This window comes from Hydrogenophaga sp. L76, assembly GCF_057654755.1.
Genome location: NZ_JBYFBG010000002.1, coordinates 17,692 through 44,183, shown reverse-complemented (window position 1 = coordinate 44,183; position 26,492 = coordinate 17,692). Strand labels below are relative to the sequence as shown.

The following is a 26,492-nucleotide window of genomic DNA, read 5'->3' as shown; positions in this document are numbered from 1 at the left end:
AGACCACCCCCGCGCCAGTGCTAGCTTTGCGTACCGTCACTTATTGCACTGAAAACGAGGAGACCCCACCTCACACCGCTGGAACTGATCGACCGCATCGCCGCGCTGGTGCCACCGCCACGCACCCACCGGCACCGCTACTTTGGTGTGCTGGCACCAAACTCGCCGCTGAGAGCGGCGGTAACGGCGCTGGCTCAGCCTGCTGCGTCGCAACCAGCCACGGTGGAGACTGCACAACCTGGCGCGGGCGTACCTGGGGTGGCGGCGCCGGGCAACGCGGCCACACCCACACCCGAACCTGAAGCACGCCCGAAGCGAGCGGCGCATTACTTGTGGGCGGTGCTGATTGCCCGCATCTACGAGGCATTTCCGCTGCTGTGCCCCATGTGCGGTGGGCAGATGCGCATCATTGCCTTCATCACCCACAGCGCCGAAATCCGCCACATCCTGAACCACATCGGGGTGGAGTCTGCCCCCCCGCACATCACCCCGGCACGCGGGCCACCGCTGTGGGAGGGCTGCGACGCGCCGGTGGATGATGGTGCGCAAGGCGAGCCGGATTGGGATCTGGCAGCTCAACCCGACGAGGTAGACCAGCGCGTCAATTGGTGACCCAGTGAAGCGGCGGTATCCATCGCTGCGGGGAAGCAGCTGCGCGCGCGCCAGGCCCAAATGCATACTGCCTCCCAAGCTCTTGCCATTGAGCGGCAAGCGAGCGCTCAACCTTCCTTGGCCGAACGTGTTTCGAGGCCCAAAACTCGTGCCATACTTGGCCTCATGCGGTTGAATTTCCTATCCGTAGCAATGGTCGGCCGTCCCGCGCCAGACATGTACTCAGGAGACCTATCACTCTACGTCCTTGACGCAGGGCTAGCGCTGCTACGCGCTGGCAACACTCAGCTTCAGTACCTGTCCCTTTCCGATTACGTGCAACACAAGCATGCACCAGGAACGCCGGAATCAGATGCGTTCTTGCGGGCCATTGACGACCGGCTAAGCGAATTCGTCAAATTAGGTGCCGTTGTGGGCTGTGTCGCTGACCATGGCATGAGCCATAAGTCTGGGGCGGATGGCAAGGCCAACATCATCTTCCTGCAAGACCTGCTGGAAGAGGAGTTCGGAGCCGGCAGCGCACGCGTTATATGCCCCATCACAGACCCGTTCGTTCGCCACCACGGAGCACTGGGGTCGTTCGTGCGTGTTTACTCGAAGGACTCTGCGAAGGTAGAAGCAATGGTTGCCTTCACCCGCAGCATACCAGGCATGCAAACTGTGCTCGCGCGCCAGGAGGCAGCCTCTTTACTCGAACTTCCCGAGGACCGCGAAGGTGACTTCCTCGCCGTATGCGAGCATGACCATGTTATCGGTTCTCGGTCAGATGAACATGACCTGTCGAATCTGGGCGAACACCCTTTGCGCTCGCACGGTGGCTTTTCAGAGCAACCCGTGCCGTTCATTGTGTCGGAGCCCCTAAACGCAGCTTACATGGGAAAAGCCAAAGCAACCCGTTTGCGCAACTTCGATATCTTTGACTACGTGCTCAATGGAGCGCAAGGACAAGCCGCATAAGACAGCTTGCGAGGGACTTGCACCAATCAGTGTGCATCGCAATGTACCGGTTCTCAGGTTCCTCGAACCAAGCTCCCATTGAATGAAAAGTTCGACTGTGCAACTAGCCACGACAGTGCACTCCCGTGTCAGCTGCTGCCACACCTTGTCGGCGCCCTAAACCTGCATGTTGGCCTGCCAGACACGTTCAACTTGTGGCATCAGTATCTCGTCGCGATGAGCCCGGGCACAGCGCTTATGTGGCTCGCGCAGCGAAGCCTCACATGTCTTCGACATGCCTACGGAGCGACCTGCAAGACCTTGCAGAGCGGCTCGACGCAGAAGGCATCACGATGCTTGTCGACTAAGGCCTTCAGGATGTAAGTCGGCGGTCGAGCGCCGCCTGGGCAAAAAACGCACTGACCAGCTTCAATATCTCGTTGGCCCGCCGCAGTTCTTTGACCTCGCGCTCAAGCTTCTTCATCCGCTGCGCCTCGCTGGTCGTGACGCCTTCGCGGACGCCGGCATCGACATCAGCACGCTTGGCCCATTCGTTCAAGGTCTGCGGCACGCACCCAATCTTGGGCGCGATGGGAGTGTTGCGCCTTTTCAAACCTGGAACGATTCAACAATCTGAGCCAAACCGTCGCTTAGGGTTGTCCTAGCCTTCGCCTTCGTCGAATTTACCGGGAAATTTCAGCCAACAATCGAAAGCGTTAAGGCTAACGATTCCCAGGAATGACTTCTCCAATCTCTGGGTCGTGCGTCCTGCGTCAGTAGTACCCAACCGACGTAAGCCAAAGCAACAGCCGGTCAAGTAGCCACAGCTATTTAAAAATTATGGTGAATGCCTGCAGACACAACTCTGTCTGAAGCGCCCGCAACACCTCCGGAGTTCAGCAGAGATTTTTGGTCGTTTTTGACATAAGCGAAAGACGTGTACAAAGACGTTCGCTTGGATAGGGAGTGGATGTATCCGATGCCATACTGGCGAGCATTCGCGTTCGCTATAGCCCGATTGTCTTTATTTACAACAGATGCGGTAATCCGGCCGGCGCCCACGGGAGCCGAAATGCCAACCATTGTGTCCCTTACCTTAGATGCACCTAAGCCCTTTACATCATCAAAGGCAACATGAATTTTGACCACACCGAAGTCATAAGTTGCCCCTAGGAAAAAGCTACGCTGTTTATCCGTCCCATCGGCGGTATTTGCACGGTGATATGCGACCGATGCTCTAATTGGTCCGTTGGAGTAGTCGGCCGAAGCCCCTAGTTGGCGGTTTGCCGAGATGTTGTTACTGGCTTCGCCAAACCCATACATTGCGCTGATGTTCCAGCCAGAGATATTGGGCGAGAGATAGACGACAGAGTTGTTAGCCCAGAAGTTGAAGCTCTCGAAGAAGCCACGTCCGCTAGTCATGTCACCCTTATTGCCGCCAGTGAAGGGGTCGATATTGAGTTGCGACAGATAAATTGGTACGTACTGACGTCCGAACTGCACGGTACCCGCCGTGGCACTTTTCAGCCCGACGATGCTCATACGATTGAAACCTGCCCCGGCAGAGCCATCGTCAGCGTTGAGGCCCATTTCTAGGTTGAAGACTGCCGAGAGTCCCCCCCCCAGGTCCTCAGAACCAATGAAACCCAAACGGCTACCCAAGGTAACGCCAGACTCGAGCTTTTTCACGGTGCCGAGACCGTTACGCTCTACAGTGATACCTTCATCAATCACCCCATAAATGGAAACGTTGCTCTGAGCATGCGCTGCAATGGAGGCCGCACCAATAACAACCGTGGTAATGCACTTTTTCATGATTAATACTGCTTAAGGTCAAAAAAAAGGCACCTCTTGAGAATATCAAGAGTGCCAATATCAATTGGGCCGATTTGACGATGTCGATTTCGAGCTTGGCCTCGCGCGGCAAGGCAAAGAACATCCTCGATGCCGTCAGGGCCTGCGAGATGAGGTCGGGCCTGACGCCGTGACCACGAAGATAGAAAAAGCCATGATCGAAAAGGATCTCGCGCAATTCGCCGACCAGCTGCTGACGGTCCTCCTGGCTGCCATACAGGAGTGACAGATCAAGGAAGGGCAACTGGCTCGTCGACACAGCTTCCGCCGACGTGAACTCGTTGGTGCGCTGGAGCACCGGATCGGGGAGTTGGGTGACAGTCACTGGGCGTTGTCCGTGATGCGGGTCTCGCGCGGCGCCATACGAACGACCTGCTGCTCCACGGGGAGGTCTGGATCGTACATGTACTTCGGGCTGGCATCGAGAAAGTCGTGGGTGTGAACGATGACGGCTCCGCCTTGCAGGAATGCGATGGCATAGGCCGGCGGCTCCATGCTGCAGGGGATGCCGCGCTCGATGGTGAAGTCGAGCCAGAGTTGGTGGTTGAGGCCGCGCAGGGTAGTGAAGGGAATGCCGCGCCAGCTCCCTGCGATCGGCCGGTGCACGTGGCCGAAGAAGATGTGCCGGATATCGTGTCCTTCAAGCACCTTTGCAAAGGCGTCCGGATCCTCGAGCATGATCTCGTCGACCGCGCGCAGGTTCACGGGCAGCGGATGGTGATGCATGAACAGGTACAGCGCATAGGACTGGAACACCATCGCGCAGTCCCGCGCGCTGGGCGACAGGGCGAGCAAGTCGCGGTCTCCCATGCGGATCGAGCCGGTGTCGGGCGTGTCCAGGCCGGCGATCAGCTTCAGCAAGGTGGACTTGCCGCAACCGGACGCGCCCAGCAAGGTGAGGAACTCGCCGTCGCGCACGGTCAGGTCGAGTTCCTGAAGAACGGCCGCGTTGCCGTAGCGTTTGGTCAGGCCCGAGATCTGGATGTCAGACATGGTGATTCGTCTCCGTCGTTGACTGAGTCGATGTCCGGGCGGCCATCCAGCTGTGGAATTCTGCGTAGTCTGAAAACGCCACGGTGCAGGGGCGCAAGTCGTCAGGGTCCGCGGCGTAGCCGCCCAGGTGAGCCGCCAGCGGTACGCCAGCCGCCTGAGCGCATGCCGCGTCGATGCCGGAGTCCCCGACGAAGAGCGCTGTCTGCGGCGTCGCGCCCAACTGGGTCAGTGCGAGGTGCAACGGCGCGGCGTCCGGCTTGGGATGCTCGGTGTCGCCCAGGCCCACGATCGCGTCGAAGAAGCCGGTCAGTGCTGCCTTGTCCAGCAGCGTGCGTGTGGAGTCTTGATCGCGGTTCGTGCAGATGCCCAGGGCGATGCGCTGCGAACGAAGCATCGACAGCAGATCGAGAGCGCCGTCGTACACCACGGCCTGGTGCAGCCAGTGCGATGCGTAGCGGTGCGCGAAGGCATCTTCGAGTCGCGAGGCCAGCGCGAGCGGCACAGACGCCGCCTGAAGCCGGAGCGCGCTCTGGAAGAGGGCGGTGATGCCCTGGCTCAAGGCGGGACGAAGATGCTGCGGCTCGACGGCCTGCAATCCGGCCAGCACAAGCACCTCGTTGGCGGCCGCTGCGAGGGAGGGCAAGGTGTCGAAAAGGGTTCCATCGACATCAAAGACGACTGTTCGTATTTGATCGTTAGTGTTCATGTCCTGAATGCTACGAACATAATGAGTCAAACTCATGACAAATACGGGCGGTACAGTTTCCGCATCGATCCCGTGCGCGCGTGGCGCGTCAACCGTCCTGAAATGCAAGAAAACAGATGCTCAAAGCAGCTCGCCAGAAAGAAATCGTCGCCCTTTTGCAAGGGGGCGGCGTCGTCGAAGTCAGCGTGCTGGCGGAGCGTTTTCAGACATCGCCGATCACTGTCCGCCGTGTGCATGCTGGACTGAACAAGGGTGAAGCGCGCAACTCCCTGGCCAGGGCGGTGTTCTTTAACCGCCTCGGCGAGATCAGGGATCGGAGCTTCGAGCAGCAGCGCTACCGGGCCAGCGGCCTGAACCTGGTGACGGCCGCCATTGTGTTGTGGAACACGGTGTACCTGGAGCGCGCCACTCAGGGGTTGGTCGAGGTCGGCAAGCCGGTGAACGGTGAGTTGCTGCAATACCTGTCGCCGCTGGGCTGGGAACACATCAACCTGACCGGCGATTACGTCTGGCGGCAGAGCCGCAGGCTGGAGGACGGGAAGTTCAGGCCGCTACGGTTGCCCGGAAAACCTTAGCGTACGATTTTTTCCGAATTCTGCGGGCTCCCCGGTTTGGGTAACAAGAATTGCTCAGGGCATAGGAGCGTCACTTACCGGCCGTCTGGGCTCTCGATTTCACGCTTTTTTACTCCCTCGCCAGAAGTGGCGATGCTCGAGAAAAAAAGCCGCCTCGATCTCGGGCGGCTCTCCGGGGGCAGGGCGGCGTTCATCGCTTGCAATGCACCAGGTCATCGTTGATCCAGGCGCTGTCCACCAGACCGTTTCTGCGCAGCTCGTCGCACGCCTCGCTGACCTGTTCGCGCCACTTCTTCGGCCGGGTGGAATCAGAGCCGCACATGAGCCGGAACGTCTCCAGCTTGAGCGGGTACGGCTCCCGGTGGGTGGCAAAGTAGTCGAACATCCGCCGGGCGGTGGGCGACAGCTTGCGGTACTTCTCCCACACGAATTTCGTGTAGTGGTCGCCGGCGAAGAGCACCACCATTTCAGTGTCGATCTCGACCTGGCAGCGCGACGTGCGCTTGCCGCGATCCAGGATGCGGAAGCGCCGGATCAGGGACACGGATTCCAGGCGGCCCAGCCGCTGGGACGAGAACTGCATCGCGGACGCTTGCAGCCGCGAAAGGCAGTCCTCGGCCTGCTTGTAGTAGCGGCCATTGATCGACCAGCCCAAGTCCTGGCAAATCTCGTAGAACGTGAACGTGACCGGCTCGCCCAGCGGCGTGCGCTTCGCGTATTCGAGCACCTGGGCAAACACCAGCTCGTCGCTGTCGGCGCGCAGCTCGACGCCGGTAAAGGTGATCTCCACGTCCTTGCTGATGTGGTAGATCGGCTCGCGCTGCAAGGCGGCGCGGGGCACCTTCTTGTTCCTGGTCGTGAAGATCGCCGACCGGCCGAAGTCGTTGGGCATCGCGCGCATGTGGTCGGGCCACGGCGCGAGGTCGAACAAGGAAAGCTGCATGTCCTTGATCTGCTGCTTCGTGTGCTTGAGCAAGGCGGCCTGCTTGGCCTGGCTGACCTGGGCGGCCAGCTCGCCGGTGGCACCGGCCGGCTTCTCGGTCGTTTTCTTGGTCGCCATCTGCTGCGTTCTCCGTTCGGCGGTCACGCCGCTGACTTTCTCGGCCAGGGCATTGACCACGGTGCGCGGCTCGGGCGGAAGGCCCATAGTCCGCGCCAGTTCGGCCGACTCGGCCGCCATCTGTTCGGAGCGCGCCACGGCCGCGCTGGGCGGCGGTGGCGGCGGCTCCGGCGCTGCCGGCCCGTCCGGCAGCTCGAAGAGGGAACCGGCGGGGCGGAAAGCCCCGCCAGCGGTGCCGGCCTGCGTGGTGCGCTCGGCCGCGTAGCGGCGGGCAAGCGCCGTCGCGTCGGCCTCACTCAACCCGCCTTCGATGAGCTTGCGGCGATAGCCCTGCTCGTCGAAACTGTCCGGCATATCTTCGTCCTCCTAGCATAACGCCCGGCCTTGGCCGGGCGCGTTTCTCATTTGCCGCCGGGTTCCTTGGTGTCCAGGTACTCGATCACGTCGGCGATGAAGTCGAAGCCGTATTCGGTCTGGCCCTCCTTCTCGAACTTCGTCGGCTCAATGCGGCCCTGGACGAACACCTTGGAGCCTTTGCCAAGGTACTTGCCCGCGTTCTCGGCCAGGCCGGCGAATGACTTGATGCGGAAGAAGTCGGTTTGCTCCTTCTTCTCGCCGGCGCGGTCGCGCCATACGCGGTTCACGGCCAGGTCGAAAACGGCGCGGACGCTGTTTTCGCTATGGCGAACATCGGTATCACGGGTAAGATTGCCGATAAACTGGAATTGGTTATGGCTCATGCGTAGCTCTCCAGGCTGTGATGAAGCCTAGAGTTTAGCTAAACCTAATTCCGAGGTCAAGGACTTTAGCCGCTAAAATTTGAGCGGCCCACGCGCAAGGCGACGCCTTTGTATAACTACATCTTCTTCACGAACGTGCTCCGGCTGCTCGATGAGCGCCACATGACGAAAAAGGAGCTATCGGACAGGTCGGGGGTTTCGATCTCCTTCCTGTCCGATCTCACTACTGGCAAAGCCAACCCCTCCCTAAAGGTGATGGAGGACATTGCGCAGGCCCTTGAAACTCCCCTGCCGCTCCTGCTTGAATCGACCGACCTGGACAAAGAAGCCCTTGACGCCCTAGCCGGTGGCAAGGCACCGCGAAGCCTCCCGCCAGGCTTCGAGCGCGTGGCGGCTGTGCTGCCCGAGCACCAGGCGTTCATCGTCAAGAAGTGGGGCGAAGCGGCACGGAAGAAACTTAGAGGGAGTTGACGCCAGGATGTGAGAAGGGAAGGGGGGCGGCACGGAACTGAGCCACAAGAGCCAGCCAAGTTTTAGCCGCTAAAGCCCGCCGGGGTGGCTCAACCCCCGGACAACACCCATAACGCAAACGCCACGGGTTCGGCGCGAGGGCGCACGGAGCATGCGCCGCGTTGTCGCCTCTTTCGTCCCTGCAATCCGCGACGCAACGTCGCGGCCGAAGTCGCCCTTGTGCGCTTCGGTGTTGCGGTCGAAATTAGTTCGGTATATCGTATGAACCTGTGTAGAATGCGCAGAACGCAACGGCATACAGGCATACGACATGAGCGACCAAGACACCGAACACGACAGCATCAAAACGCGAGCGCGAAAGAAGCTCGAACGGGACATGGGGCCGACGCTTCTTGAGGCTCTGCACGATCCCAAGACGCAAGAAATTCTGCTCAACGCGGACGGCAAGCTCTGGCTTGAAAGCCAGGGCAAGCGGCTGCGTTGCATCGGCACCCTTCGCCGCGCACAAGCGCAGGCCATCATCGAAACAGTGGCCGGCTACCACGGCAAGGAAGTCAAGCGGGACAGCCCACTACTCGAAGGCGAGTTTCCCATTGATGGCTCGCGCTTCGCGGGCCAGCTCGGCCCGGTCGTCACCGGCCCGACCTTTGCGATCCGCAAGAAGGCCATCGCCGTTTTCACGCTGGCTCAATACGTCGAGCGCGGGATCATGACCGAGGCCCAAAAGCAGGCCATCGAGCGCGCTGCTGCGGCTCACAAAAACATCCTCGTCATTGGTGGCACCAGTTCCGGCAAGACCACCCTCGTGAACGCCATCATCCAAGCGATGGTTGATAACGATCCCTTGGAGCGTTTCATCATCATCGAGGACACCGGCGAGATTCAATGCACCGCCGAGAACTACGTCCAGTACCACACCAGCATCGAAGTGAGCATGACGATGCTGCTGAAAACCACCCTCCGTATGCGCCCCGACCGAATCCTGGTCGGCGAAGTCCGTGGCGAAGAAGCACTTGACCTGCTTGACGCCTGGAACACCGGCCACCCAGGCGGTGCAGCCACCCTCCACGCCGATAGCGCGCAAGAGGGCCTAGTTCGTTTGAAGTCGCTTGTTTCCCGGAATAAGTCGGCTCCATCCGAAATTGAACCGCTGATAGGCGCGGCGGTTCATGTCGTTGTTCACATCGCCAAAACCCCGGACGGCTCGCGTCGTGTGCAGGAAATCCTTGAGGTTTCCGGCTACGTCAACGGCCAGTACATCACCAAGTCCCTTTAAGGAGTTAGACCAATGCAAGCCTCTCTGTCGGCGTTCCGCTTCAACCGCAGCGCCATGTTCTACCTGGGCCTGTTCGCCCTCCTGGCGTTCATGATGCTGGCCCCGCACCCCGCCTTCGCCTCCGAAGGCACCGGCGGTTCGCTGCCTTATGAAAGCTGGCTGACCAACCTCCGCAACTCCGTCACCGGCCCGGTGGCCTTCGCGCTGTCGATCATCGGCATCGTGGTCGCCGGCGGCATCCTGATCTTCGGCGGTGAACTCAACGGCTTCTTCCGCACGTTGATCTTCATCGTCCTGGTCATGGCCCTGCTGGTCGGTGCGCAGAACATGATGAGCACGTTCTTCGGCCGTGGCGCGGAAATCGCCGCCCTGACCGATGGCGCGCTGCACCAGGTCAAGGTTGCCGCGCTGGACGTGGCCGGCTTCCCCGGTGAGGCCGTCATGCGCTGGGCCGAACGCGGCCACATCGCGGGGTAAATCATGGCTCTGCGCGCGATCCCCATCCGTAGGGCCGGCAACCGAGAAAACCTGTTCATGGGCGGGGATCGTGAGCTGGTGATGTTCTCGGGCCTGCTGGCCGGCGCGCTGATTTTCAGCGCCCAAGAAGTGAGGGCAACGGTGTTCGGCATCGCCTTGTGGTTCGGCGCGCTCTTCGCGCTGCGCCTCATGGCGAAAGCCGATCCGAAGCTGCGACACGTGTACCTGCGGCACCGCCGGTACAAGCCGTACTACCCGGCTCGCAGCACGCCCTTCCGTGACAACACGCCGAGTCAAGGGAAGCAATACAAATGATCGAAGCAATCGCAATTGCCATTGCTGTGCTCGGTGCGGTTCTGTTGCTCATCCTCTTTGCCCGCATCCGGGCCGTCGATGCCGAGCTGAAGCTCAAGAAGCATCGCGCCAAGGATGCCGGCCTGGCCGATCTGCTCAATTACGCCGCCGTGGTCGATGACGGCGTGATCGTGGGTAAGAACGGCTCCTTCATGGCCGCATGGCTGTACAAGGGGGATGACAACGCCAGCAGCACCGAGGAACAGCGGGAAATGGTGTCGTTCCGCATCAACCAGGCCCTGGCGGGCCTGGGGAACGGCTGGATGGTGCATGTCGATGCTGTGCGTCGGCCTGCGCCGAACTACTCGGAGCGCGGCGTCTCGTCGTTCCCCGACTCTGTGTCCTCGGCCATTGACGAGGAACGCCGGCGCTTGTTCGAGGGCCTGGGCGCGATGTTCGAGGGCTACTTTGTCCTGACCGTCACGTGGTTCCCGCCGGTGCTGGCCCAGCGCAAGTTTGTCGAACTCATGTTCGATGACGATGCGGTGGCTCCCGACCATACGGCGCGCACCACGGGCCTTATCGCGCAGTTCAAGCGCGAGATCACCAGCCTGGAATCTCGCCTGTCCTCGGCGGTCAAGCTGACGCGCCTGCGCGGCCAGAAGGTCGTCTCGGAAGAGGGCAGGGAGGTCACGCACGATGACTTCCTGAGCTGGTTGCAGTTCTGCGTGACGGGCCTGCATCACCCGGTCATGCTGCCCAGCAATCCGATGTACCTCGATGCGGTCATCGGCGGGCAAGAGCTGTGGGGCGGCGTGGTGCCCAAGATCGGGCGCAAGTTCATCCAGGTGGTCGCCATCGAAGGCTTCCCCTTGGAGTCAACGCCTGGGGTGCTCTCGGCCCTGGCCGAGCTGCCCAGCGAATACCGCTGGTCGAGCCGCTTCATCTTCATGGATCAGCACGAGTCCTTGAAGCACCTGGACAAGTTCCGCAAGAAGTGGAAGCAGAAGATTCGCGGCTTCTTCGATCAGGTGTTCAACACGAATACCGGCTCCATCAACCAGGACGCGGCCGCGATGGTCGGCGACGCCGAGGCGGCCATCGCCGAGGTCAACAGCGGCTTGGTGGCGGCCGGCTACTACACCAGCGTGGTCGTGCTGATGGACGAGGATCGGGAGCGCCTGGCGGCCTCCGCGCTCCTGGTCGAGAAGGCAGTCAACCGCCTGGCCTTCGCGGCCCGTATCGAGACGATCAACACGCTCGATGCGTACCTGGGCAGCTTGCCCGGCCACGGTGTCGAGAACGTGCGTCGGCCGCTCATCAACACGATGAACCTGGCCGACCTGCTGCCGACAAGCTCCATCTGGACGGGCAGCGCCACGGCTCCGTGCCCGATGTACCCGCCGCTGTCGCCGGCGCTCATGCACTGCGTGACGGTGGGCGCTACGCCGTTCCGCCTGAACCTGCACGTGCGCGACCTGGGCCACACCTTCATGTTCGGCCCGACCGGCGCGGGCAAATCGACGCACCTGGGGATCATCGCCGCGCAGCTCCGTCGCTACGCCGGCATGTCGATCTACGCCTTCGACAAGGGCATGTCGATGTACCCGCTCGCGGCCGGCATTCGTGCGGCCACGAAGGGCAAGAGCGGCCTGCACTTCACGGTGGCCGCCGACGATGACCGGCTGGCCTTCTGCCCGCTCCAGTTCCTCGAAACGAAGGGGGATCGGGCCTGGGCGATGGAATGGATCGACACCATCCTGACGTTGAACGGTGTCAACACCACGCCGGCGCAGCGCAACGAGATCGGCAACGCGATCATGAGCATGCACGCCAGCGGCGCGCGAACGCTCTCCGAGTTCTCGGTGACGATCCAGGACGCGGCGATCCGCGAGGCGATCAGGCAGTACACGGTGGACGGCTCGATGGGCCACTTGCTCGATGCCGAAGAGGACGGCCTGTCGCTGTCCGACTTCACGGTGTTCGAGATCGAAGAGCTGATGAACCTGGGCGAGAAGTTCGCGCTCCCGGTGCTGCTCTACCTGTTCCGCCGCATCGAGCGCGCACTGAAAGGCCAGCCCTCCGTCATCATCCTGGACGAAGCCTGGTTGATGCTGGGCCACCCGGCGTTCCGCGCCAAGATCAGGGAATGGCTCAAGGTGCTGCGCAAGGCCAACTGCCTTGTGCTGATGGCTACGCAAAGCCTTTCGGACGCGGCCAACTCGGGCATCTTGGACGTGATCGTGGAATCGACCGCGACCAAGATTTTCCTGCCCAACGTCTACGCCAGGGACGAGGACACCTCGGCGCTCTATCGCCGCATGGGCCTCAACGCGCGGCAGATCGAAATCCTGGCGACCGCCATTCCGAAGCGTCAGTACTACTACGTGTCGGAGAACGGCCGCCGTCTCTATGACCTTGCCCTGGGGCCGATGGCCCTGGCCTTCGTCGGCGCGTCCGACAAGGAATCGGTCGCCACCATCAAGAGCCTCGAAGCCAAGTTCGGCCACGAATGGGTGCATGAGTGGCTGGCCGGCCGTGGGCTGAATCTCAACGACTACCTGGAGGCCGCATGAGCATCGCCGACACCCTCAAGGGCTTGATCTTCAAGAAGCCCGCCAACCCCTCCGAGCCGCGCGATCCGCGCCGCTCGAAGGAACCGCTCGCCGGCGGTCGCCGCTCGGGCGAGGCCGAGAACCCCTACCTGGCCGCGCGTCGCACCTGGAACGATCACGTGGGCGGCGTCGTCTCGCAGCGCCAGACCTGGCAGGTGATCGGCATCCTGTCGCTGTTGATCGCGCTGGCCGGCGTTGGCGGCGTGATCCACATCGGCAGCCAGTCGAAGTTCATCCCCTACGTGGTCGAGGTGGACAAGCTGGGCCAGACCGTGGCCGCCGGCCCGGTGCAGGCCGCCGGGAAGGCCGATCCGCGCGTCATCCATGCCGCTGTCGCGGACTGGATGAGCTGCGCGCGCATGGTGTCGCCTGACGTGGCTATGCAGCGCAAGTGCGTGTTCAAGGCGTACTCGATGCTCGCCCCGAACGATCCGGCGACGCCAAAGATGAATGAGTGGCTGAACGGCACGCCCGACTCCAGCCCGTTCAAGCGCGCCGAGAAGGAAATGGTCAGCGTCGAGATCAAGACCGTCATCCCGCAGACGCCCGACACCTGGCAAGTCGAGTGGGTGGAAACCACCCGCGACCGCCAAGGCACGCTGAAAGGCCAGCCCGTCACCTGGCGCGCGCTCGTGACTACCTACATCGCCGAGGTCACGCCCAACACCACCGATGAGCAACTGAGGAACAACCCGTTGAGCATCTACGTGCGTGATTACTCCTGGTCCCGCATCCAATGAATTCGAGGTCATCCACCATGAAGAAAACCCTCTCCGCTTTGATCGTGGGCGCTGCTGTGGCGGTGCCCTCCCTGGCCCTGGCCGCCCCTGGCGACGACATTGCCGACAAGTATTTCAACAAGACCAACCCGACGCTGACCGCTCAAGAGCGCGCGGCGCTCGCCATCGCCAAGCGGTGGGAAGCGGGGTCGGCGACCGGCATCAAGCCGGTGGCCGGCTCGGGCGGTGCCATCAAGTTCGTGTACGGCGCGCAGCAGCCGAGCATCGTTTGCGCGGTGCTCCAGGTGTGCGACGTGGCCTTGCAGGCCGGCGAACAGGTGAACTCGATCAACCTGGGCGACACGGCCCGGTGGACGGTCGAGCCGGCCATCACCGGCAGCGGTGCGACCGAGGTTCAGCACCTCATCATCAAGCCGATGGACGTGGGCCTCGAAACCAGCCTGGTCGTGACCACGAACCGCCGCAGCTACCACTTCCGCCTGCGCTCGCATCGCACCGAGTACATGCCGCAAGTCTCGTTCACGTACCCCGAGGAAGCGCAAGCCAAGTGGGACGCGATCCAGCGCCGCGAGAAGCAGGAACGCACCGACAACACCCTGCCGGCCACCGGCGAGTACCTGGGCGATCTCTCGTTCGACTATGAGCTGTCCGGGTCGGCGAGCTGGAAGCCTGTGCGCGTCTACAACGATGGCCGCAAGACCATCATCGAAATGCCCGGCACGATGCAGCAGACCGAAGCGCCGACGCTCCTGGTCGTGCGCAAAGAGGGCGGCCTGTTCACCGACGACGAAACGGTGTTGGTCAATTACCGCGTGCAGGGCAATCGCTACATCGTGGACACGGTGTTTGACCGCGCGATCCTGATTGCCGGTGTTGGCAGCAGCCAAGACCGCGTGACCATCAGCCGGAGGAAGTGACCATGCGCAAGATCGTCTCTCTCGCGCTGCTCGCCCTCGCCCTGGGCCTCGGCGGCTGCGCCACCACCGGCCAGTACGGCAACTTCGTCCAGTCGGCCGCGCTCGATCAGCAGAAGCTCGCCGCCGACGCGGTGCAGCAGCTCGCCACGCTGTACGCGCCGGCGCGCACGCGCCTGGAGCTGCAACAGCCGACGCCCGACCCGTTCGGCCAGGCCCTGGTCAAGTCGCTGCGCGACAAGGGCTATGCCCTCCTGGAGTTCGCCCCGGCCGGCGCTTCCGCGCAGGCCCCGGCCTCGGCCGCATCGCAGCCGAGCGCACCGGCCACCACGGCCGCGCCGGGCGGCCTGCCGCTGCGCTATGTGCTCGACCAGGCCGGCGACTCGAACCTGTACCGCCTGACCTTGATGGTCGGCAACCAATCCATCACCCGCCCGTACCTGGCGCAAAACGGCACGTTCGCGCCGGCCGGGTACTGGGTGCGCAAGGAGTGACGCCATGACTGAAAACGCCGATCAGATGGCACCTGACGCTTCGCCTGGCGAAGTGTCCAAGAAGGCGGGCGTCCGTCGCGTCAACAACATGCCCATGTACATCCTCGGCGGCGTCCTGCTGTCGTTCGTGCTGGTCATGGCCCTGGTCGCGGCGGATCGCGCGGCCAAGCAGAACGCGCCGGCGGATGGCCCGAAGGAGAAGGCCGGCAGCACGTCGATGTTCGCCAAGGAGATCGCGGGCGACAAGACCGGCGGCTTGATCGAGCCGGCAAGCCCGCTCAAGGTGCCCGACATGCCGACCGGCCCCGCCTCGGCCCCCCTGGAGATCGCGCGGCCGTCCAACCCGGACGCGCCGCCGGCCCCGCCGGCGAACCCTGGCAACCCCGGCCAGCCGGTGAACGACGACGAGGCCCAGCGCATCCGCATGGCGAAGATGCAGATGTTCGGCGAGGCCGTGAAAGCCAAGACCACCGTGCGCGTGGATGCTCCGCGTAGCAACGGCTCCGCGCCTGGTGGCCCGAGCACCTACACCAGCACGCCGCAGACGCGCGATGAAATGCTGAACCGCATCGCAGCGGTGCAGCAGCAAATCGACGCGCAGCGCAGCAACGATCCGACCGCCGCCTATCAAGCGCGCCTGGCGCAGATTCGCGGCATGGGCGTCGGTGGCAGCGCGGCCCCGGCCGCCGGCGGCATGGGCGCGGGCGGTGCGCCGCAGCTCCTGCAAACCTCGACCAGCGGCGGCGGGCGCAACAGCATGGCGCAGTTCGGCCAGGGTGGGCAGGGCGACCGCTGGAAGCTGGATTCGCAGCCGGAAGCGCCGCGCACGCCGTTCGAGCTGCGCGCCGGCTTCGTGGTGCCGGCCACGCTCATTTCGGGCATCAACTCCGATCTGCCGGGCCAAATCATGGCCCAGGTCGCGCAGGACGTGTACGACACGCCGACCGGCAAGCATCTGTTGATCCCGCAAGGCTCGCGGCTCGTCGGCTCGTATTCGAGCGATGTGGCCTACGGCCAGGCGCGCGTGCTGGTCGCGTGGCAGCGCATCGTGTTCCCCGATGGCAAGGCGATGGACATTGGCGCGATGCCGGGCGCGGACAGCGCCGGGTACGCGGGCTTCAACGATCAGGTGAACAACCACTATGTGCGCCTGTTCGGTTCGGCCTTCCTCATGTCCGGGGTGACGGCTGGCATCACCTACAGCCAACGCCAGAACCAGGCCCAAAACACCTACGGCGCACCGAGCGCCAGCAGTGCCCTAAGCGAAGCCCTCGGCCAGCAGCTCGGCCAAGTCACGGCGCAGCTCATCGCCAAGAACCTGAGCATTTCGCCCACGCTGGAAATCCGGCCCGGCTATCGCTTCAACGTCGTGGTTACGAAGGACATGACGTTTTCCAAGCCCTACCGTTCCTTCGACTACTAACGCCATAGGAGAGCACCATGAAGCAGAAGTTTTTAGCCGCTAAATTGGCCCTCGTCGTCGCTGTTTCGAGCACGTTGATGGTCACGCCTGTGGAGGCTGGTATCCCCGTCATCGACGGCACCAACCTGTCGCAGAACATCATGACGGCTATCGAATCGGTGGCCCAAACGCTCAAGCAAATTGAGCAGTACAGCACCCAGCTCCAGCAGTATCAAAACCAGCTCCAGAACACGATGGCCCCGGCCGCGTATATCTGGGATCAGGCGCAATCGACCATCAACGGGTTGATGAATGCGACCAACACGCTGAACTACTACAAGAACCAGCTCGGCAGCCTGGACAGCTACATCGGCAAGTTCCAGGACGTGAACTACTACAAGGGGTCGCCGTGCTTCTCGGCTACCGGCTGCTCGGCCGCCGAGTGGACGGCCATGAAGAACGTGCAGCAGCTCGCCAGCGAGTCGCAGAAGAAGGCCAACGATGCCTTGTTCAAGGGCCTCGACAAGCAGCAAGACAACCTGACCGCCGACGCGGCGACGTTGCAGCGGCTCCAGTCCTCGGCGCAGGGCGCAACCGGGCAGATGCAGGCCATCGGCTACGCCAACCAGCTCGCCAGCCAGCAGGCCAACCAGCTCTTGCAGATTCGCGGCCTGTTGATCGCGCAGCAGAACGCGGTGGCAACCAAGATGCAGGCCGACGCCGACAAGGAAGCCCAGCAGGCGGCAGCGGCCGCACAACTGCGCCAGGGCAGCTACCGGGCCAGCCCGGCGCGCACCTGGTAAGGGGGATTCATGAAAGCAATCAAGGCTCTGTCCTTGGCCTCGGCCGCCCTCGTGGCGGCCTTGGTCGCCGGCTGCGACAACAAGCCGGCCACGGCCCCCATGCCGGAAGTGAACGACGAGAACTGCAAGCCCGAGAACATCGCCAAGATCGAGGACAAGGGCGTCCAGCAGGCTTTCTCGTCGCTGTGCTTGCGTCGTGGTGGGGAGTTCAAGCCCAGCCCGAAACGCGAATGGTGAGGTGCTGACGATGAGAATGCCAGCCAATCTAAAAACCCTCGCCCTGCCGCTGTTCGTCTGGCTGGCGTTCTTCGCGGTCGATGCCCACGCGGCCATCGACAACGCCGGCGTGTTCGATAGCGTGCTGGATCGCTACCAGGCCGCCGCGAGCGGCTGGGCCGGTGTCATCACCACGGCCGCAACCTGGCTCTTCTGGACGCTGGTTGTGATCTCGATGGTCTGGACGTTCGGCATGATGGCCTTGCGCAAGGCCGACATTGGCGAGTTCTTCGCGGAGTTCGTCCGCTTCACGATCTTTACCGGCTTCTTCTGGTGGGCGCTGACCAACGGCCCTAACTTCGCATCGTCCATCTATGCGTCGTTGCGGCAGCTCGCCGGCAACGCGACGGGCCTGGGCAATGCGCTATCGCCCTCGGGCATCGTGGACGTGGGCTTTGCGATCTTCGACAAGGTGATGGATCAGTCCTCGGTGTGGTCGCCGGTGGACAGCATGGCCGGCATCCTCATGGCCGTGGCGATCCTGGTCATCCTGGCCCTGGTCGGCGTCAACATGCTCCTGCTGCTCGCGTCGGGCTGGGTGCTGGCCTACGGCGGCGTGTTCTTCCTCGGCTTCGGTGGTTCGCGTTGGACTTCCGACATGGCGATCAACTACTACAAGGTCGTCCTGGGCGTGGCCTTCGGCCTGGCGGTGTGGTCGTACACGCGGCGGCCGAGCTGGGCGGCCGCGGCGGTCGCGGTGCTGGCCTGCGCGGCCCTGTGGTTCATCAATCGCAACCTGTGGGCCTTGGCGGCCCTGCCGGTGCTCTTCCTGGCCTCGCGTGTGGACGTGCGCCTGCCGCGCCTGCGCTGGGCCTTCTACGCCTATTACCCGCTGCACCTGGCCGCGCTCTGGTTGATCCGCATCCCCATGAGCAAGGCCGGCTACCTGTTCTTCTGATTGGAGTCCTGCCCCATGCGAAAACCCGTTCTTCTGGCCCTCTCCCTGGCGTTCCTGGTCAGCGCGCAAAGCGCACTGGCCGCCGGCGACGCCGGCAACTTCGGCACGCCGATCAAGTCGGGCGTGTCGGTGTCCTTCCCCGACAGCAGCGCGACGTTCCAGCCGACGCCCGAGGCCCTGGAGCTGCTGGCCGACGCCAGGAATGCGGCAATCATCTACATCAGCGGGCGCACCAGCACGCTACGGCCTAGCGCGGCCGACGAGGCCCTTGCACTGCGCCGTGCCCTGTCGGCCAGGTCGTACCTGGTGGCGCGCGGCGTCTCGCCGCTCAAGATCATGGTGAACTTCGCATCGGCCGCCGACTTCGTGGCCGACAACTCGACGGCCGAGGGCCGGCGCGAGAACCAGCGCGTGGACATTGAGGTGGTCTACATCCCCACCTACTGAGCGATCCGGCATCGCCATTTTTGGCGGTGCTGCAGGTCGCTCCAGCAGCTCGGCATCGTCGTCTCTGACGATGCAGGCCCGGCCGGCTTCCCTTGACAGCATCGCCATTTCTGACGATGCTGGCCAAGTCCCCGATTTACTCCAGGAAGAAGGCCATGAGATACCCCGGCGGCAAGGGCGGTGCCGGCGTCTACCAGACGATCATCAACAACATCCCGCCTCACGACACGTACATCGAAACGCACCTGGGCGGCGGGAACATCCTGGAGCGCAAGCGCCCGGCTGCGCGTAGCATCGGGATCGACATTGACCGCGAGGTGATCCAGGCGTGGCAGCAGCGCGAAATGCCCGGCCTGGAGCTGCATTGCGGCGACTCGGTGGCCTGGCTGGAAGGCCACGCCTTCACCGGCCGCGAGTTCGTCTATGTCGATCCGCCCTATGTGATGGACAGCCGGCGCGGCGGCAAGCTGTACCGGCACGAGTACGACGACGCCGACCACGTGCGGCTGCTCGACGTGTTGGCCGGCCTGCCCTGTGCTGTGATGGTGTCGGGCTACGACTCTCCGATCTACGACAGCTCGCCCCTGGCGACCTGGCGCACCATCGAGTTCAACGCGATGACGCGCGGCGGCATCGCCATTGAACGGCTCTGGATGAACTACCCGGAGCCGGACGCCCTGCACGATCTGCGCTACCTGGGCAGCAACTTCCGCGAGCGCGAGCGCATCAAGCGGAAGAAAGCCCGCTGGCAAGCGAAGCTCGCCAAGCTCGACCCGCTGGAGCGGGCCGCCATCATGGAATGCCTGCGCGAGCTGGAAGCTGCCGAGTAGGTGTCAACCAAAACGGCCAATTATTCGGTAGATCGCCGCTCGGTCGATCTACAAAATGGACGAAACAGGAGATTGACTATGACCTTCATCGCACCCCCTCAATTTTGGGAAGAGCGTCGCGCCCAGCTCGGCACAAAACCGGATCGTGAATTAGCCGCGTTGTGGGGCGTTCCCATTGCTCAAGTTAAAAAGCATCGTGAGCGACACGGCATCGCAGCCTGTAAACCTACCTATGCGATAGCTCCGGCAACCTGGACAGCAGAGCAAGACGCCATGCTGGGAAGCATGCCCGATACCGAAACAGCAGCCGCGCTCGGAAACATCGACCCGCAGGCCGTCAAGGCCCGTAGAAAAGAGCTTGGCATCCCATCGTTCGCGGATCAGGTTAGCGCCAGAAAACAGGAAAAAGAAGATCGCGCGTTTGAGAACATGCAATGGCCGCCTGAGCTACTGGCAGAGCTTGGAAAGCGGTTCGACCACTATCTTGCCGACCGCTTTGGAATCCCGGAATGGATGGTGCGCCGAAAACGCGCGGCTCTAGGCATCAGCGAGGAACCGTTTTCGCACTTGTATGAGACTGCTCCTGGCTCATCGCCCACACCCGCTTGACCTGGCTTTCGCTGCATCCGGCCAGCCTGGCCGTCTCCGGGATGCTGTGGCCTGCCGTGCGCAGGGCCACGATCCGATCATGCACCTTCGTGTTCGGCTTGCGGCCGGTGAAGCGGCCGGCGCTCTTCGCCAGCTCGACTCCCTGCCGCCGCCGCCCGCTTTTCGATCATGGCCCCGGTGCAGGCCGCCTATGACGCCTACCAGGCCACGGCAAGCCGGACGCAGAACACGATGGACAGCATCGAGGCCGAGCTACGCGAACCCGTGACGGCCGAACGCCGCGAGCTGCTGGCGGTGTCGCTTGCAGTAGCCCGCGCCCGCGAGGCGGCCGCGCTGGGCAAGCTACAGGCGGAATCGGCCCTTGCGCAGTTGAAGATGGCCGACTTCAACGCCACCAGGTAAGGCACAACCAGTAATGAAAAGGGCGGCCAGTTGGCCGCCCTTTTCACGTCCGGGCCTGCATCGTCAGGAATGGCGATGAGATCCACCGCGGCGGCCGCCATCGCCGGAAATGGCGATGCTGGCCAGCTCCTCGCCTTCCAAGGTTTCGCAGGCTGGCCACTCGCGGCCAACGGCTGGCGCATCGACCCATTCCCGTTCTTCGGGCGGTAGCGGCTGCGAATAGTCGGATTCGGCCAGCAGCTCATCGAGCGTGTAGCGCGCGCGGCTCATCGGCGGGCCTCATCGAGCCAGGCCAGCGTTTCAGCTTCGCGGGCGGCCACGCGGGCCACCAGCTCGCGCACCAGGGCGGCCAGGCTCATGCCGTGCGCTGCCGCGACGGCGGCAGCTTCGGCTTTCACGTCAGCAGGAACGGCGGCGCTGATGGTGGCGACCTGGTTCATACGGCCAAATCCAGCGGCAAATCGGAAATGTCTTTCAGGCGCTTGCCATCGACCATCACGGCCAGCATGTCGGCCGCGTCTGTCATGCCCAAGGCTTCTACCGTGGCTTGCAGCTCATACAGGGCAAAGTGATAAACGCAATCAATGTCCCCGGTTCCCAGGGCGATAGAAGCAAGGCGGCTTGGTGTCGGTTCGGCCGTGACGACCACCACATGAGGCAGGCGGCCCTTGCGGTTGCGCACCAGGTTCAACGCTTCGGAACGGGCGTTCTGCGCCCGGTCGCTGCGAATCGTCCATTTGCATGAAATGCTGGCGTGCAGCAGCGGCAGGCCGCCGTTTTTCTTGCGCAGGCTGGCAAGCGTGGTCACGTTGTCATCGACCAAGAACGCGGGCGCATTGATGGCGCTGTCGTCCTCGGTGTCGCGCACCACCACAATATCCGGCGTGATGGTGTAGTCGCTGCCCAGGGCGGCCGCCAGTTCGGCATCGGCCTTGGCGGCCCGGTCGAGCGCGACCAGATGCGCGTATTGCTCATAACGGGCAATTTCCAGGCGGTTGCGCCCGGAGACTTGATGCACATCCCAGGTTCCGGGGCGAAGGTGGCCGAGCTTTAGGAAGGTTTCACGCACGAAGGCCGCGCAGGTGCCTTCAAACTGGTTGCCCGAAGTCTGGCCCGCGATGCGCTCGCCAATGGTTTCGGCCTTGAGCAGATCGGCAATGCCCTTGGCAATCGCCTTGCTTGTGGTGTTGCTGCTGTCGGCGTTGCTCACCACTCCCGCGCTGTTGATGGTCAGCGTTGTTTGCAGCAGCGAAGCATGGAACGCCTTGCGGGCTTCGAGGAAATCGGCCTCTGCACTCATCACGCCACCTTGTAGATGCGCTGGACGGACAGAGCGGCGAAGATTTGCCGGGCCACGGCGGCGGCCACTGGTGGCGGGAAGGCGTTGCCGATCTGGCGATAGGCGGCTGTCTTGCGGCCGGAGAATTGCCAATCATCGGGGAAGCCTTGAATGCGGGCCGTCATGCGCGGCGTCAGGCGCGGCATACCCACAAAGTCGCGGGGCGGTGCATCGTCCCACAGGCCCATGCCATCGACGCCTAGCGCGGCCCAGGCACGTTTTGCGCGGGTCGGCCCAAGGTCAGGCCCGCCATGTTTTTTGGAGCCGCCAACCAGCGTAGGTGCAATGGCATTTGCTTGTTCTCGCCAGCGGTCAGCGCCGCGCCAGCCATTCGCGGCCATGAGATCGTGCAGCAGCTCGCCCACGGTCGGCGGGTTGTTTGGCAGCGGTTCCGGCCAGGAGAAGCCGCTAGCCAGGTCTTTGCGGATGCCGACGAACACCACGCGCGGGCGCAGTTGTGACACGCCGTAATCCGAGGCGTTGAACAGCCGCCAGCCGGGCACATAGCCCAATTTCTTGAGCTGCTTTTCTACCTTGTTCCGGTAGTCGTCAAAGACGGCATCGAGCAGGCCACGCACGTTTTCCAGCATCACGGCTTGCGGGCGGCACTCATCGACCAGGCGGATAGCTTCGGGGAACAAGTCGCGCTCATCCTTCGCACCGAGCTGCTTTCCTGCCTTGGAGAACGGCGGGCATGGCACGCCACCGGCTACCAGGTCGATGCCTTGATAGGGGCGGCCATCGAAGCGGCGCAAATCGTCCTCAATGACGTTCCAGGCGGGACGGTTCAGCCGCAGCGTGGCGCAAGCGGCCGGTTCCAGTTCGACCAGGGCCGCATGATCGAAGCCAGCCATTTCCAGGCCGAGCGCCTGGCCCCCTGCCCCTGCGCACATTTCCAAAGAATTGAATTGGCTCATATCGCTTTTCTCTTGGTTGATTGACGTGGCTTTCTGGCTGCCGGTGCCGCGAACATATCCGGTTGTAAGCCGCCTTGGTGCCTGTCGGCGAACGCCTGCATGAACTCGCGCAGCACTTCCGACGCCTTCCGGTTTTCAGCCAGACAGGCCCCTTGGAACGCCTCTCGGAGTTCCTTTTCAACACGGATACGGAGGCCAACGTCTTTGCTCGACATAAGGCGACAGTATCGCATGGATACACAATTGTGTATCCAAAAAATCGCTATCACGTCGCATAAATCCTAAGTTTTGCGACACGCCATGCCCTTGTCATTTTCAGAAGACGACTGCACCAGACAACGCGGTTTGAAGGCTGTTGTGCAGTCGTCTATTGAACGAACAGTATCAGGAGTCCGCTGCACGAATGATGACCTCAAGCCGGTTCTGGTCGCGCTGGCGACCGATCAGCCCCTGGATGTGCGATACCGCGACCACGATCTTTCCGGCGATTGGGCGGGCTACCGCGAATGCCACATCAAGCCCGACCTGCTGCTGATCTACCGCAAGTCCGACGCCGACACCCTGCGACTGGCGCGGCTTGGCTCCCATAGCGAGCTGTTCGGCTGATGCCAGTCGCCTTGTCCGCCAAACGATCATTAGGCGGCCAAACCGGACACCTGTCCGAAAACATCTTGCGCAACGGGATGACGGACAATAAGATAGGCGGACGGTATAACGGACAAATGGGCGGAAATGGCACTCATCGGCTATGCGCGGGTATCGACGGCGGAACAGGACACCGCCTTGCAGACGGATGCGCTGCGCAATGCAGGCTGCGAACGGGTTTTCGAGGACACGGCATCCGGGGCCAAGGCAGACCGGCCCGGCTTGGCCGATGCGCTGGCTTATCTGCGCGATGGCGATGTGCTGGTCGTCTGGCGGCTGGATCGGCTTGGCCGCTCCCTGCCGCACCTGATTGAGACGGTCGGCAAGCTGGAAGCACGGGGCGTCGGCTTCCGCTCGTTGACTGAAAACATCGACACCACCACGCCGGGCGGACGGCTCATCTTCCATGTGTTCGGTGCGCTGGGCCAGTTCGAGCGCGACCTGATCCGCGAGCGCACCAAGGCCGGGTTGACCGCTGCCGCCGCACGCGGGCGCAAAGGCGGACGCAAGCCGGTTGTCACTGCCGACAAGTTGCAACGAGCGCGGGAGCTTGTCGCCAACGGCTTGAATGTCCGCGAGGCCGCCGCACGCCTCAAGGTAGGAAAAACCGCTCTCTACGCTGCCTTGCAGGCGGCCAGTTCTGGCAGTGCAGCCGACTCCTGATATTTCGTGCAGTCGCCTTCTGAAAACGACATTATCTTGGCCGGGTCGTTTTTGCCGGGTCTAAATGGCCGCTGTGGATCTCATCGTCAGAAATGGCGATGCGAGCTCCAGGCGGGCAGGGCGGCCGCCATCGCCGGAAATGGCGATGCTGCAGCTCGACGTGCGCGGGCCTGGTGGCATCGTCGGATGCGGCGATGCTCGAGCAAAAAAAAGCCGCCTCGGGGTGCGAGGCGGCGATGACTGCCGGCGGTCAGGGAGGGAGGAAACCGCGCTGTGTGGTTGCAGCCTTCCCGGACTTTAGCCGATGCGTGCAGCGCGGCGAGGGCGTTCCGGCTGCTGCTGTTGCTTCTCCGCACGCTCCTGGCGCTGCTCCTGCTGTTGCCGGCGGCCTTCCTCGATCAGCACCTGGCCCACGGCCGCGCCGACCTGGCGCTTGAGGCCATCGCGGCCCAGCTCGCTCTTGTTCGCCAGGTCGTTGAAGTCGGTGAAGCCCTTGGGGTTCGCCTGCTGCTCGCCCGGCGCGAAGATCGGGAAGATGGCCTTGCCGCCTACGGCCTTCGCGGCTTCCTCGGCCTTGGCGCGGCCGGGGTTGTGGCCGCGCTCGATCTCCTGCGTGATCGACGCGCCGGACGCTTTCAGGATGTGCTCGGCGCGCTCGACGGCGCTCCAGGTCTGTTCCTTCTTCTGGATCGGCGGCAGGCCGTCGATCTGCTCGGCGTTGAACACCGTGGCGAAGAACACGCGCGGGCGTTCGAGCTGCACGGTTTCCTTGACCGGCTCGCCCTTCGCGTTGAGAACGGGCCGGCCGCTCTCATCGACCTTGTTCTGTTCCTCGCTGAATTTCCAGTATTGAACGGGCGTGCCCTTCTCGCCCTTGCGTACCTGCGCGCCCACGGCGGCGGCCTGCTTGTAGGTCATCCAACGGCCATCACTGCGGCCCTGGGCCATCAAGTGAATGGCGTTGATGCCCTTGTACCGCTTGCCGGTGGTCGGGTTCATCGGCAAGTAGGCGTTCGGCTCGCCAGGCTCCCACGGTCGTTGCCACGGTGCGGTGCCGGCCTTGAGCTGCTCGATCAGTTTTTCGGCAACGACTTCATGAAATGGCTTCTTCGGTTCCATAGTTTCATCCCTTCGGAATAGTTCGTTGATCTGCGGAAAGGTCTGCTGCGTCCTGGAACGGTCGTGAAGGCCATCGGCGACCATGCACACGATGTTGTGCAGGTCGGCGGATTGCATGGGCCTCACGCGGGCGATGCAGGTTTCCATGAATGACTGCTCGCCGCGCTCGCGCACGTGGGCCTGGCCCACGTGCTGGCCGGGCGCGAGGGTTTCGCAATGCAGCGCCCATACCTCTTCGGCCCGCACGTCCATCGACGTGCCGGCATAGCGGCGGTTGATGTCCTCCCAGCGGTCTTTCATGCCGGGCTGTTCGCGGGCGGCGATGATGCCGTCCAGCAGGGCGCGCTTCTCGGCCGGCGCGAAGGTGTTGGCCCCGTAGTGGCCCAGCACTTCATGCCGCAATGTCACCAGCAGGTCGGCGGCGTCGTCCATGTTCCCAAGGGGCACGTCCACGCGGCCACGGTACGAACGGCCGTTGTGGATTTGCTCCTTCGACAGATAGCCGCCCTTGAGGTCTGCCGGAACTTCCGCTGCGCGGTGGCCGTACAGCTCGCCGGTGCTCTCGCGGAAGTGGTAGATCAGCTCCAACGCGCCCGGATAGTCTCGGGTGAACGCCAGGGTGGCCTTCGCTGTCCAGGCCGGCTTGATCTTCCTTCGCCTTCCAGGCGGCCATAAACGTGCCGCCTTCGTGCTGAATCGCTGCGCGGATCGTGTGATACGGCACCGGCTTGAAAGCCTCGATTTCACGGTCACGATTCACGACCAGGGCCAGCGTCGGGGTCTGCACCCGGCCCACGGTCAGCAAGGCCCTGGAACCGCCGCGCTGCGCCCGCAAGGTGTAGGCGCGGCTTAGGTTCATGCCGATCAGCCAGTCGGCCCGCTGCCGGCCGCGTGCGGCGTCGGCCCAGCCCTTGTACGTGGTGTTGTCCTTCAAGGCGGCCAGGCCGCGCTTGACGGAAACCGAATCCTGGGCGGACACCCAAAAGCGGCGCGTCGGCTTGCTGCTCTTGAAGTGCTCCAGCACCTCATCGACCAGCAACTGGCCTTCACGGTCGGGGTCGCCGGCGTTGACGATCTCCTTGGCCTCTTTCAGCAGCTTGCCGATCACGGCGAGCTGCTTCTTGGCATCGTCCTTCGGGTGAAGAATCCAGGTCTGCGGGATGATGGGCAGATCATCGACGCGCCATAGCTTCTTGCCCGATTTCCCGGTCGGCACGTCGTCGGGCGTGTACTCGTCCGGGTCGGCCTGCTCCAGCATGTGCCCGAAGCACCAGGTCACTTTGTCGCCGCCGCATTCGATGTAGCCGTCGCCCTTGCCGGTGACGCCCAGCTCGCCGGCGATGGCCTTGGCGACAGATGGTTTTTCCGCGATGAACAGTCGCATG

29 protein-coding genes, 6 pseudogenes and 1 other annotated feature are annotated in these 26,492 nt (G+C 63.1%); of the genes and pseudogenes, 21 read left to right on the top strand and 14 right to left on the bottom strand.

The annotated features are described in order from the left end of the window. Window positions 1-66: 66 nt before the first annotated feature. Both AC23D4_RS22920 and AC23D4_RS22915 read left to right on the top strand, forming a co-directional pair. A pseudogene (locus tag AC23D4_RS22920) lies at window positions 67-612 on the top strand (transposase); the annotation flags it as partial. Window positions 613-672: 60 nt separating this feature from the next. Next, window positions 673-1,569: an alkaline phosphatase family protein gene (locus AC23D4_RS22915; protein ID WP_487623749.1), complete on the top strand. Its 897-nt coding sequence runs from the start codon at window positions 673-675 to the stop codon at window positions 1,567-1,569. Between the two features lie 24 nt (window positions 1,570-1,593). Here AC23D4_RS22915 and AC23D4_RS22910 read toward each other — a convergent pair. From AC23D4_RS22910 to AC23D4_RS22890, 5 genes and pseudogenes are all read right to left on the bottom strand, one after another. Next, window positions 1,594-2,167 (bottom strand): annotated as a pseudogene (locus tag AC23D4_RS22910) (transposase family protein); the annotation flags it as partial. Further along, window positions 1,851-1,967, bottom strand: a sequence feature (AL1L pseudoknot). Its footprint overlaps the pseudogene before it by 117 nt. 212 nt (window positions 2,168-2,379) lie before the next feature. After that, complete coding sequence (locus AC23D4_RS22905) at window positions 2,380-3,363, bottom strand: porin (protein ID WP_472890600.1); 984 nt, start codon at window positions 3,361-3,363, stop codon at window positions 2,380-2,382. Continuing rightward, entirely contained in the window at window positions 3,275-3,727 is a 453-nt protein-coding gene (locus AC23D4_RS22900) for a 2-oxoglutarate and iron-dependent oxygenase domain-containing protein (protein WP_472890601.1), read from the bottom strand. The genes AC23D4_RS22905 and AC23D4_RS22900 overlap by 89 nt, the downstream gene beginning before the upstream one ends. Beyond that, window positions 3,724-4,395 carry an ATP-binding cassette domain-containing protein gene (locus AC23D4_RS22895; protein ID WP_472890602.1) on the bottom strand — a complete coding sequence of 224 codons (672 nt, stop codon included), beginning with the start codon at window positions 4,393-4,395 and terminating at the stop codon, window positions 3,724-3,726. The genes AC23D4_RS22900 and AC23D4_RS22895 overlap by 4 nt, the downstream gene beginning before the upstream one ends. Beyond that, on the bottom strand, window positions 4,388-5,101 hold the full coding sequence (locus AC23D4_RS22890) for an HAD family hydrolase (protein WP_159433803.1): 714 nt from the start codon (window positions 5,099-5,101) through the stop codon (window positions 4,388-4,390). Before AC23D4_RS22890 ends, AC23D4_RS22895 begins: the two co-directional genes overlap by 8 nt. 131 nt (window positions 5,102-5,232) lie before the next feature. On the opposite strand from AC23D4_RS22890, the pseudogene AC23D4_RS22885 reads away from it, so the two are divergent. Then, window positions 5,233-5,676 (top strand): annotated as a pseudogene (locus tag AC23D4_RS22885) (Tn3 family transposase); the annotation flags it as partial. 190 nt (window positions 5,677-5,866) lie between these two features. Here AC23D4_RS22885 and trfA read toward each other — a convergent pair. Both trfA and AC23D4_RS22875 read right to left on the bottom strand, forming a co-directional pair. Then, a complete protein-coding gene (trfA, locus tag AC23D4_RS22880) occupies window positions 5,867-7,090 on the bottom strand; it encodes a plasmid replication initiator TrfA (RefSeq protein ID WP_088138646.1) in 1,224 nt (407 codons plus the stop codon). Between the two features lie 47 nt (window positions 7,091-7,137). Further along, window positions 7,138-7,476: a single-stranded DNA-binding protein gene (locus AC23D4_RS22875; RefSeq protein WP_011798708.1), complete on the bottom strand. Its 339-nt coding sequence runs from the start codon at window positions 7,474-7,476 to the stop codon at window positions 7,138-7,140. A gap of 108 nt (window positions 7,477-7,584) precedes the next feature. Between AC23D4_RS22875 and AC23D4_RS22870 the strand changes: the two genes are divergently transcribed. From AC23D4_RS22870 to AC23D4_RS22800, 15 genes are all read left to right on the top strand, one after another. Then, window positions 7,585-7,947, top strand: a complete 363-nt coding sequence (locus AC23D4_RS22870) for a transcriptional regulator (protein ID WP_000283041.1) — start codon at window positions 7,585-7,587, stop codon at window positions 7,945-7,947. A gap of 310 nt (window positions 7,948-8,257) precedes the next feature. Then, a complete protein-coding gene (gene trbB, locus AC23D4_RS22865) occupies window positions 8,258-9,223 on the top strand; it encodes a P-type conjugative transfer ATPase TrbB (RefSeq protein ID WP_011798707.1) in 966 nt (321 codons plus the stop codon). 12 nt (window positions 9,224-9,235) lie between these two features. Beyond that, the gene (trbC, locus tag AC23D4_RS22860; RefSeq protein ID WP_011222079.1) at window positions 9,236-9,700 is read left to right on the top strand and encodes a conjugal transfer system pilin TrbC; all 465 of its coding nucleotides are present in this window, start codon (window positions 9,236-9,238) and stop codon (window positions 9,698-9,700) included. Window positions 9,701-9,703: 3 nt separating this feature from the next. Beyond that, window positions 9,704-10,015 (top strand): conjugal transfer protein TrbD, encoded by a 312-nt coding sequence (locus AC23D4_RS22855; RefSeq protein WP_001207961.1) that lies wholly within the window; start codon window positions 9,704-9,706, stop codon window positions 10,013-10,015. Continuing rightward, window positions 10,012-12,570, top strand: coding sequence for a VirB4 family type IV secretion/conjugal transfer ATPase (locus tag AC23D4_RS22850; protein WP_011798706.1), 2,559 nt, complete (start codon window positions 10,012-10,014; stop codon window positions 12,568-12,570). The genes AC23D4_RS22855 and AC23D4_RS22850 overlap by 4 nt, the downstream gene beginning before the upstream one ends. Continuing rightward, the gene (locus AC23D4_RS22845; RefSeq protein ID WP_011798705.1) at window positions 12,567-13,349 is read left to right on the top strand and encodes a conjugal transfer protein TrbF; all 783 of its coding nucleotides are present in this window, start codon (window positions 12,567-12,569) and stop codon (window positions 13,347-13,349) included. The genes AC23D4_RS22850 and AC23D4_RS22845 overlap by 4 nt, the downstream gene beginning before the upstream one ends. 17 nt (window positions 13,350-13,366) lie before the next feature. Beyond that, complete coding sequence (gene trbG / locus AC23D4_RS22840; protein ID WP_000753228.1) at window positions 13,367-14,266, top strand: P-type conjugative transfer protein TrbG; 900 nt, start codon at window positions 13,367-13,369, stop codon at window positions 14,264-14,266. 2 nt (window positions 14,267-14,268) lie between these two features. Beyond that, window positions 14,269-14,757: a conjugal transfer protein TrbH gene (locus AC23D4_RS22835; RefSeq protein ID WP_011798704.1), complete on the top strand. Its 489-nt coding sequence runs from the start codon at window positions 14,269-14,271 to the stop codon at window positions 14,755-14,757. Window positions 14,758-14,761: 4 nt separating this feature from the next. Next, entirely contained in the window at window positions 14,762-16,180 is a 1,419-nt protein-coding gene (locus AC23D4_RS22830) for a TrbI/VirB10 family protein (protein ID WP_011798703.1), read from the top strand. Window positions 16,181-16,197: 17 nt separating this feature from the next. Beyond that, the gene (trbJ, locus tag AC23D4_RS22825; protein WP_011798702.1) at window positions 16,198-16,962 is read left to right on the top strand and encodes a P-type conjugative transfer protein TrbJ; all 765 of its coding nucleotides are present in this window, start codon (window positions 16,198-16,200) and stop codon (window positions 16,960-16,962) included. Window positions 16,963-16,971: 9 nt separating this feature from the next. Continuing rightward, window positions 16,972-17,199 carry an entry exclusion lipoprotein TrbK gene (trbK, locus tag AC23D4_RS22820; protein ID WP_011798701.1) on the top strand — a complete coding sequence of 76 codons (228 nt, stop codon included), beginning with the start codon at window positions 16,972-16,974 and terminating at the stop codon, window positions 17,197-17,199. A gap of 10 nt (window positions 17,200-17,209) precedes the next feature. Continuing rightward, window positions 17,210-18,136, top strand: a complete 927-nt coding sequence (trbL, locus tag AC23D4_RS22815; protein WP_472890263.1) for a P-type conjugative transfer protein TrbL — start codon at window positions 17,210-17,212, stop codon at window positions 18,134-18,136. Window positions 18,137-18,151: 15 nt separating this feature from the next. Next, complete coding sequence (locus tag AC23D4_RS22810) at window positions 18,152-18,583, top strand: OmpA family protein (protein ID WP_001665065.1); 432 nt, start codon at window positions 18,152-18,154, stop codon at window positions 18,581-18,583. Window positions 18,584-18,738: 155 nt separating this feature from the next. Then, window positions 18,739-19,413 (top strand): DNA adenine methylase, encoded by a 675-nt coding sequence (locus tag AC23D4_RS22805; protein WP_011798695.1) that lies wholly within the window; start codon window positions 18,739-18,741, stop codon window positions 19,411-19,413. A gap of 78 nt (window positions 19,414-19,491) precedes the next feature. Then, entirely contained in the window at window positions 19,492-20,022 is a 531-nt protein-coding gene (locus tag AC23D4_RS22800) for a hypothetical protein (RefSeq protein WP_011798694.1), read from the top strand. Here AC23D4_RS22800 and AC23D4_RS22795 read toward each other — a convergent pair. Further along, window positions 19,958-20,176 (bottom strand): annotated as a pseudogene (locus AC23D4_RS22795) (helix-turn-helix domain-containing protein); the annotation flags it as partial. The gene AC23D4_RS22800 and the pseudogene AC23D4_RS22795 sit on opposite strands and share 65 nt — an antisense overlap. A gap of 14 nt (window positions 20,177-20,190) precedes the next feature. Here AC23D4_RS22795 and AC23D4_RS22790 point away from each other — a divergent pair. Then, on the top strand, window positions 20,191-20,424 hold the full coding sequence (locus tag AC23D4_RS22790; protein ID WP_011798693.1) for a hypothetical protein: 234 nt from the start codon (window positions 20,191-20,193) through the stop codon (window positions 20,422-20,424). 63 nt (window positions 20,425-20,487) lie between these two features. On the opposite strand, the gene AC23D4_RS22785 is transcribed toward AC23D4_RS22790, so the two are convergent. The 4 genes from AC23D4_RS22785 to AC23D4_RS22770 are packed head-to-tail and all read right to left on the bottom strand — an operon-like array spanning window position 20,488 to window position 22,680. Beyond that, window positions 20,488-20,694, bottom strand: a complete 207-nt coding sequence (locus AC23D4_RS22785) for a hypothetical protein (protein ID WP_011798692.1) — start codon at window positions 20,692-20,694, stop codon at window positions 20,488-20,490. Next, window positions 20,691-20,864 (bottom strand): hypothetical protein, encoded by a 174-nt coding sequence (locus AC23D4_RS22780; protein ID WP_172734609.1) that lies wholly within the window; start codon window positions 20,862-20,864, stop codon window positions 20,691-20,693. The genes AC23D4_RS22785 and AC23D4_RS22780 overlap by 4 nt, the downstream gene beginning before the upstream one ends. Beyond that, window positions 20,861-21,724, bottom strand: a complete 864-nt coding sequence (locus tag AC23D4_RS22775; RefSeq protein WP_011798691.1) for an NgoMIV family type II restriction endonuclease — start codon at window positions 21,722-21,724, stop codon at window positions 20,861-20,863. The genes AC23D4_RS22780 and AC23D4_RS22775 overlap by 4 nt, the downstream gene beginning before the upstream one ends. After that, window positions 21,724-22,680 carry a DNA cytosine methyltransferase gene (locus tag AC23D4_RS22770; protein WP_011798690.1) on the bottom strand — a complete coding sequence of 319 codons (957 nt, stop codon included), beginning with the start codon at window positions 22,678-22,680 and terminating at the stop codon, window positions 21,724-21,726. Before AC23D4_RS22770 ends, AC23D4_RS22775 begins: the two co-directional genes overlap by 1 nt. A 300-nt stretch (window positions 22,681-22,980) precedes the next feature. Here AC23D4_RS22770 and AC23D4_RS22765 point away from each other — a divergent pair, with 300 nt between their 5' ends. Further along, window positions 22,981-23,286 (top strand): type II toxin-antitoxin system YafQ family toxin, encoded by a 306-nt coding sequence (locus AC23D4_RS22765; protein WP_011798688.1) that lies wholly within the window; start codon window positions 22,981-22,983, stop codon window positions 23,284-23,286. Between the two features lie 126 nt (window positions 23,287-23,412). Then, window positions 23,413-23,988, top strand: a complete 576-nt coding sequence (locus AC23D4_RS22760; RefSeq protein WP_001173919.1) for a recombinase family protein — start codon at window positions 23,413-23,415, stop codon at window positions 23,986-23,988. Between the two features lie 612 nt (window positions 23,989-24,600). Here AC23D4_RS22760 and AC23D4_RS22755 read toward each other — a convergent pair. Next, a pseudogene (locus AC23D4_RS22755) lies at window positions 24,601-25,539 on the bottom strand (ArdC-like ssDNA-binding domain-containing protein); the annotation flags it as partial. A 190-nt stretch (window positions 25,540-25,729) separates the two neighbouring features. Then, window positions 25,730-26,491: pseudogene (locus AC23D4_RS22750) on the bottom strand (DNA topoisomerase); the annotation flags it as partial. Window position 26,492: the final 1 nt, after the last annotated feature.

Bases quoted from the DNA above. Each gene is read 5' to 3' on its own strand.
- trbL (WP_472890263.1), top strand. From the start codon at position 17,210: ATGAGAATGCCAGCCAATCTAAAAACCCTCGCCCTGCCGCTGTTCGTC.
- trbB (WP_011798707.1), top strand. From the start codon at position 8,258: ATGAGCGACCAAGACACCGAACACGACAGCATCAAAACGCGAGCGCGA.
- trbC (WP_011222079.1), top strand. From the start codon at position 9,236: ATGCAAGCCTCTCTGTCGGCGTTCCGCTTCAACCGCAGCGCCATGTTC.
- AC23D4_RS22830 (WP_011798703.1), top strand. From the start codon at position 14,762: ATGACTGAAAACGCCGATCAGATGGCACCTGACGCTTCGCCTGGCGAA.
- AC23D4_RS22805 (WP_011798695.1), top strand. From the start codon at position 18,739: ATGAGATACCCCGGCGGCAAGGGCGGTGCCGGCGTCTACCAGACGATC.
- AC23D4_RS22770 (WP_011798690.1), bottom strand. From the start codon at position 22,680: ATGAGCCAATTCAATTCTTTGGAAATGTGCGCAGGGGCAGGGGGCCAG.
- AC23D4_RS22890 (WP_159433803.1), bottom strand. From the start codon at position 5,101: ATGAACACTAACGATCAAATACGAACAGTCGTCTTTGATGTCGATGGA.
- trbJ (WP_011798702.1), top strand. From the start codon at position 16,198: ATGAAGCAGAAGTTTTTAGCCGCTAAATTGGCCCTCGTCGTCGCTGTT.
- AC23D4_RS22895 (WP_472890602.1), bottom strand. From the start codon at position 4,395: ATGTCTGACATCCAGATCTCGGGCCTGACCAAACGCTACGGCAACGCG.
- trbK (WP_011798701.1), top strand. From the start codon at position 16,972: ATGAAAGCAATCAAGGCTCTGTCCTTGGCCTCGGCCGCCCTCGTGGCG.
- AC23D4_RS22785 (WP_011798692.1), bottom strand. From the start codon at position 20,694: ATGAGCCGCGCGCGCTACACGCTCGATGAGCTGCTGGCCGAATCCGAC.
- AC23D4_RS22905 (WP_472890600.1), bottom strand. From the start codon at position 3,363: ATGAAAAAGTGCATTACCACGGTTGTTATTGGTGCGGCCTCCATTGCA.
- trfA (WP_088138646.1), bottom strand. From the start codon at position 7,090: ATGCCGGACAGTTTCGACGAGCAGGGCTATCGCCGCAAGCTCATCGAA.
- AC23D4_RS22835 (WP_011798704.1), top strand. From the start codon at position 14,269: ATGCGCAAGATCGTCTCTCTCGCGCTGCTCGCCCTCGCCCTGGGCCTC.
- trbG (WP_000753228.1), top strand. From the start codon at position 13,367: ATGAAGAAAACCCTCTCCGCTTTGATCGTGGGCGCTGCTGTGGCGGTG.
- AC23D4_RS22915 (WP_487623749.1), top strand. From the start codon at position 673: ATGCATACTGCCTCCCAAGCTCTTGCCATTGAGCGGCAAGCGAGCGCT.
- AC23D4_RS22790 (WP_011798693.1), top strand. From the start codon at position 20,191: ATGGCCCCGGTGCAGGCCGCCTATGACGCCTACCAGGCCACGGCAAGC.
- AC23D4_RS22810 (WP_001665065.1), top strand. From the start codon at position 18,152: ATGCGAAAACCCGTTCTTCTGGCCCTCTCCCTGGCGTTCCTGGTCAGC.
- AC23D4_RS22875 (WP_011798708.1), bottom strand. From the start codon at position 7,476: ATGAGCCATAACCAATTCCAGTTTATCGGCAATCTTACCCGTGATACC.
- AC23D4_RS22850 (WP_011798706.1), top strand. From the start codon at position 10,012: ATGATCGAAGCAATCGCAATTGCCATTGCTGTGCTCGGTGCGGTTCTG.
- AC23D4_RS22760 (WP_001173919.1), top strand. From the start codon at position 23,413: ATGGCACTCATCGGCTATGCGCGGGTATCGACGGCGGAACAGGACACC.
- AC23D4_RS22765 (WP_011798688.1), top strand. From the start codon at position 22,981: ATGCCCTTGTCATTTTCAGAAGACGACTGCACCAGACAACGCGGTTTG.
- AC23D4_RS22780 (WP_172734609.1), bottom strand. From the start codon at position 20,864: ATGAACCAGGTCGCCACCATCAGCGCCGCCGTTCCTGCTGACGTGAAA.
- AC23D4_RS22855 (WP_001207961.1), top strand. From the start codon at position 9,704: ATGGCTCTGCGCGCGATCCCCATCCGTAGGGCCGGCAACCGAGAAAAC.
- AC23D4_RS22800 (WP_011798694.1), top strand. From the start codon at position 19,492: ATGACCTTCATCGCACCCCCTCAATTTTGGGAAGAGCGTCGCGCCCAG.
- AC23D4_RS22775 (WP_011798691.1), bottom strand. From the start codon at position 21,724: ATGAGTGCAGAGGCCGATTTCCTCGAAGCCCGCAAGGCGTTCCATGCT.
- AC23D4_RS22845 (WP_011798705.1), top strand. From the start codon at position 12,567: ATGAGCATCGCCGACACCCTCAAGGGCTTGATCTTCAAGAAGCCCGCC.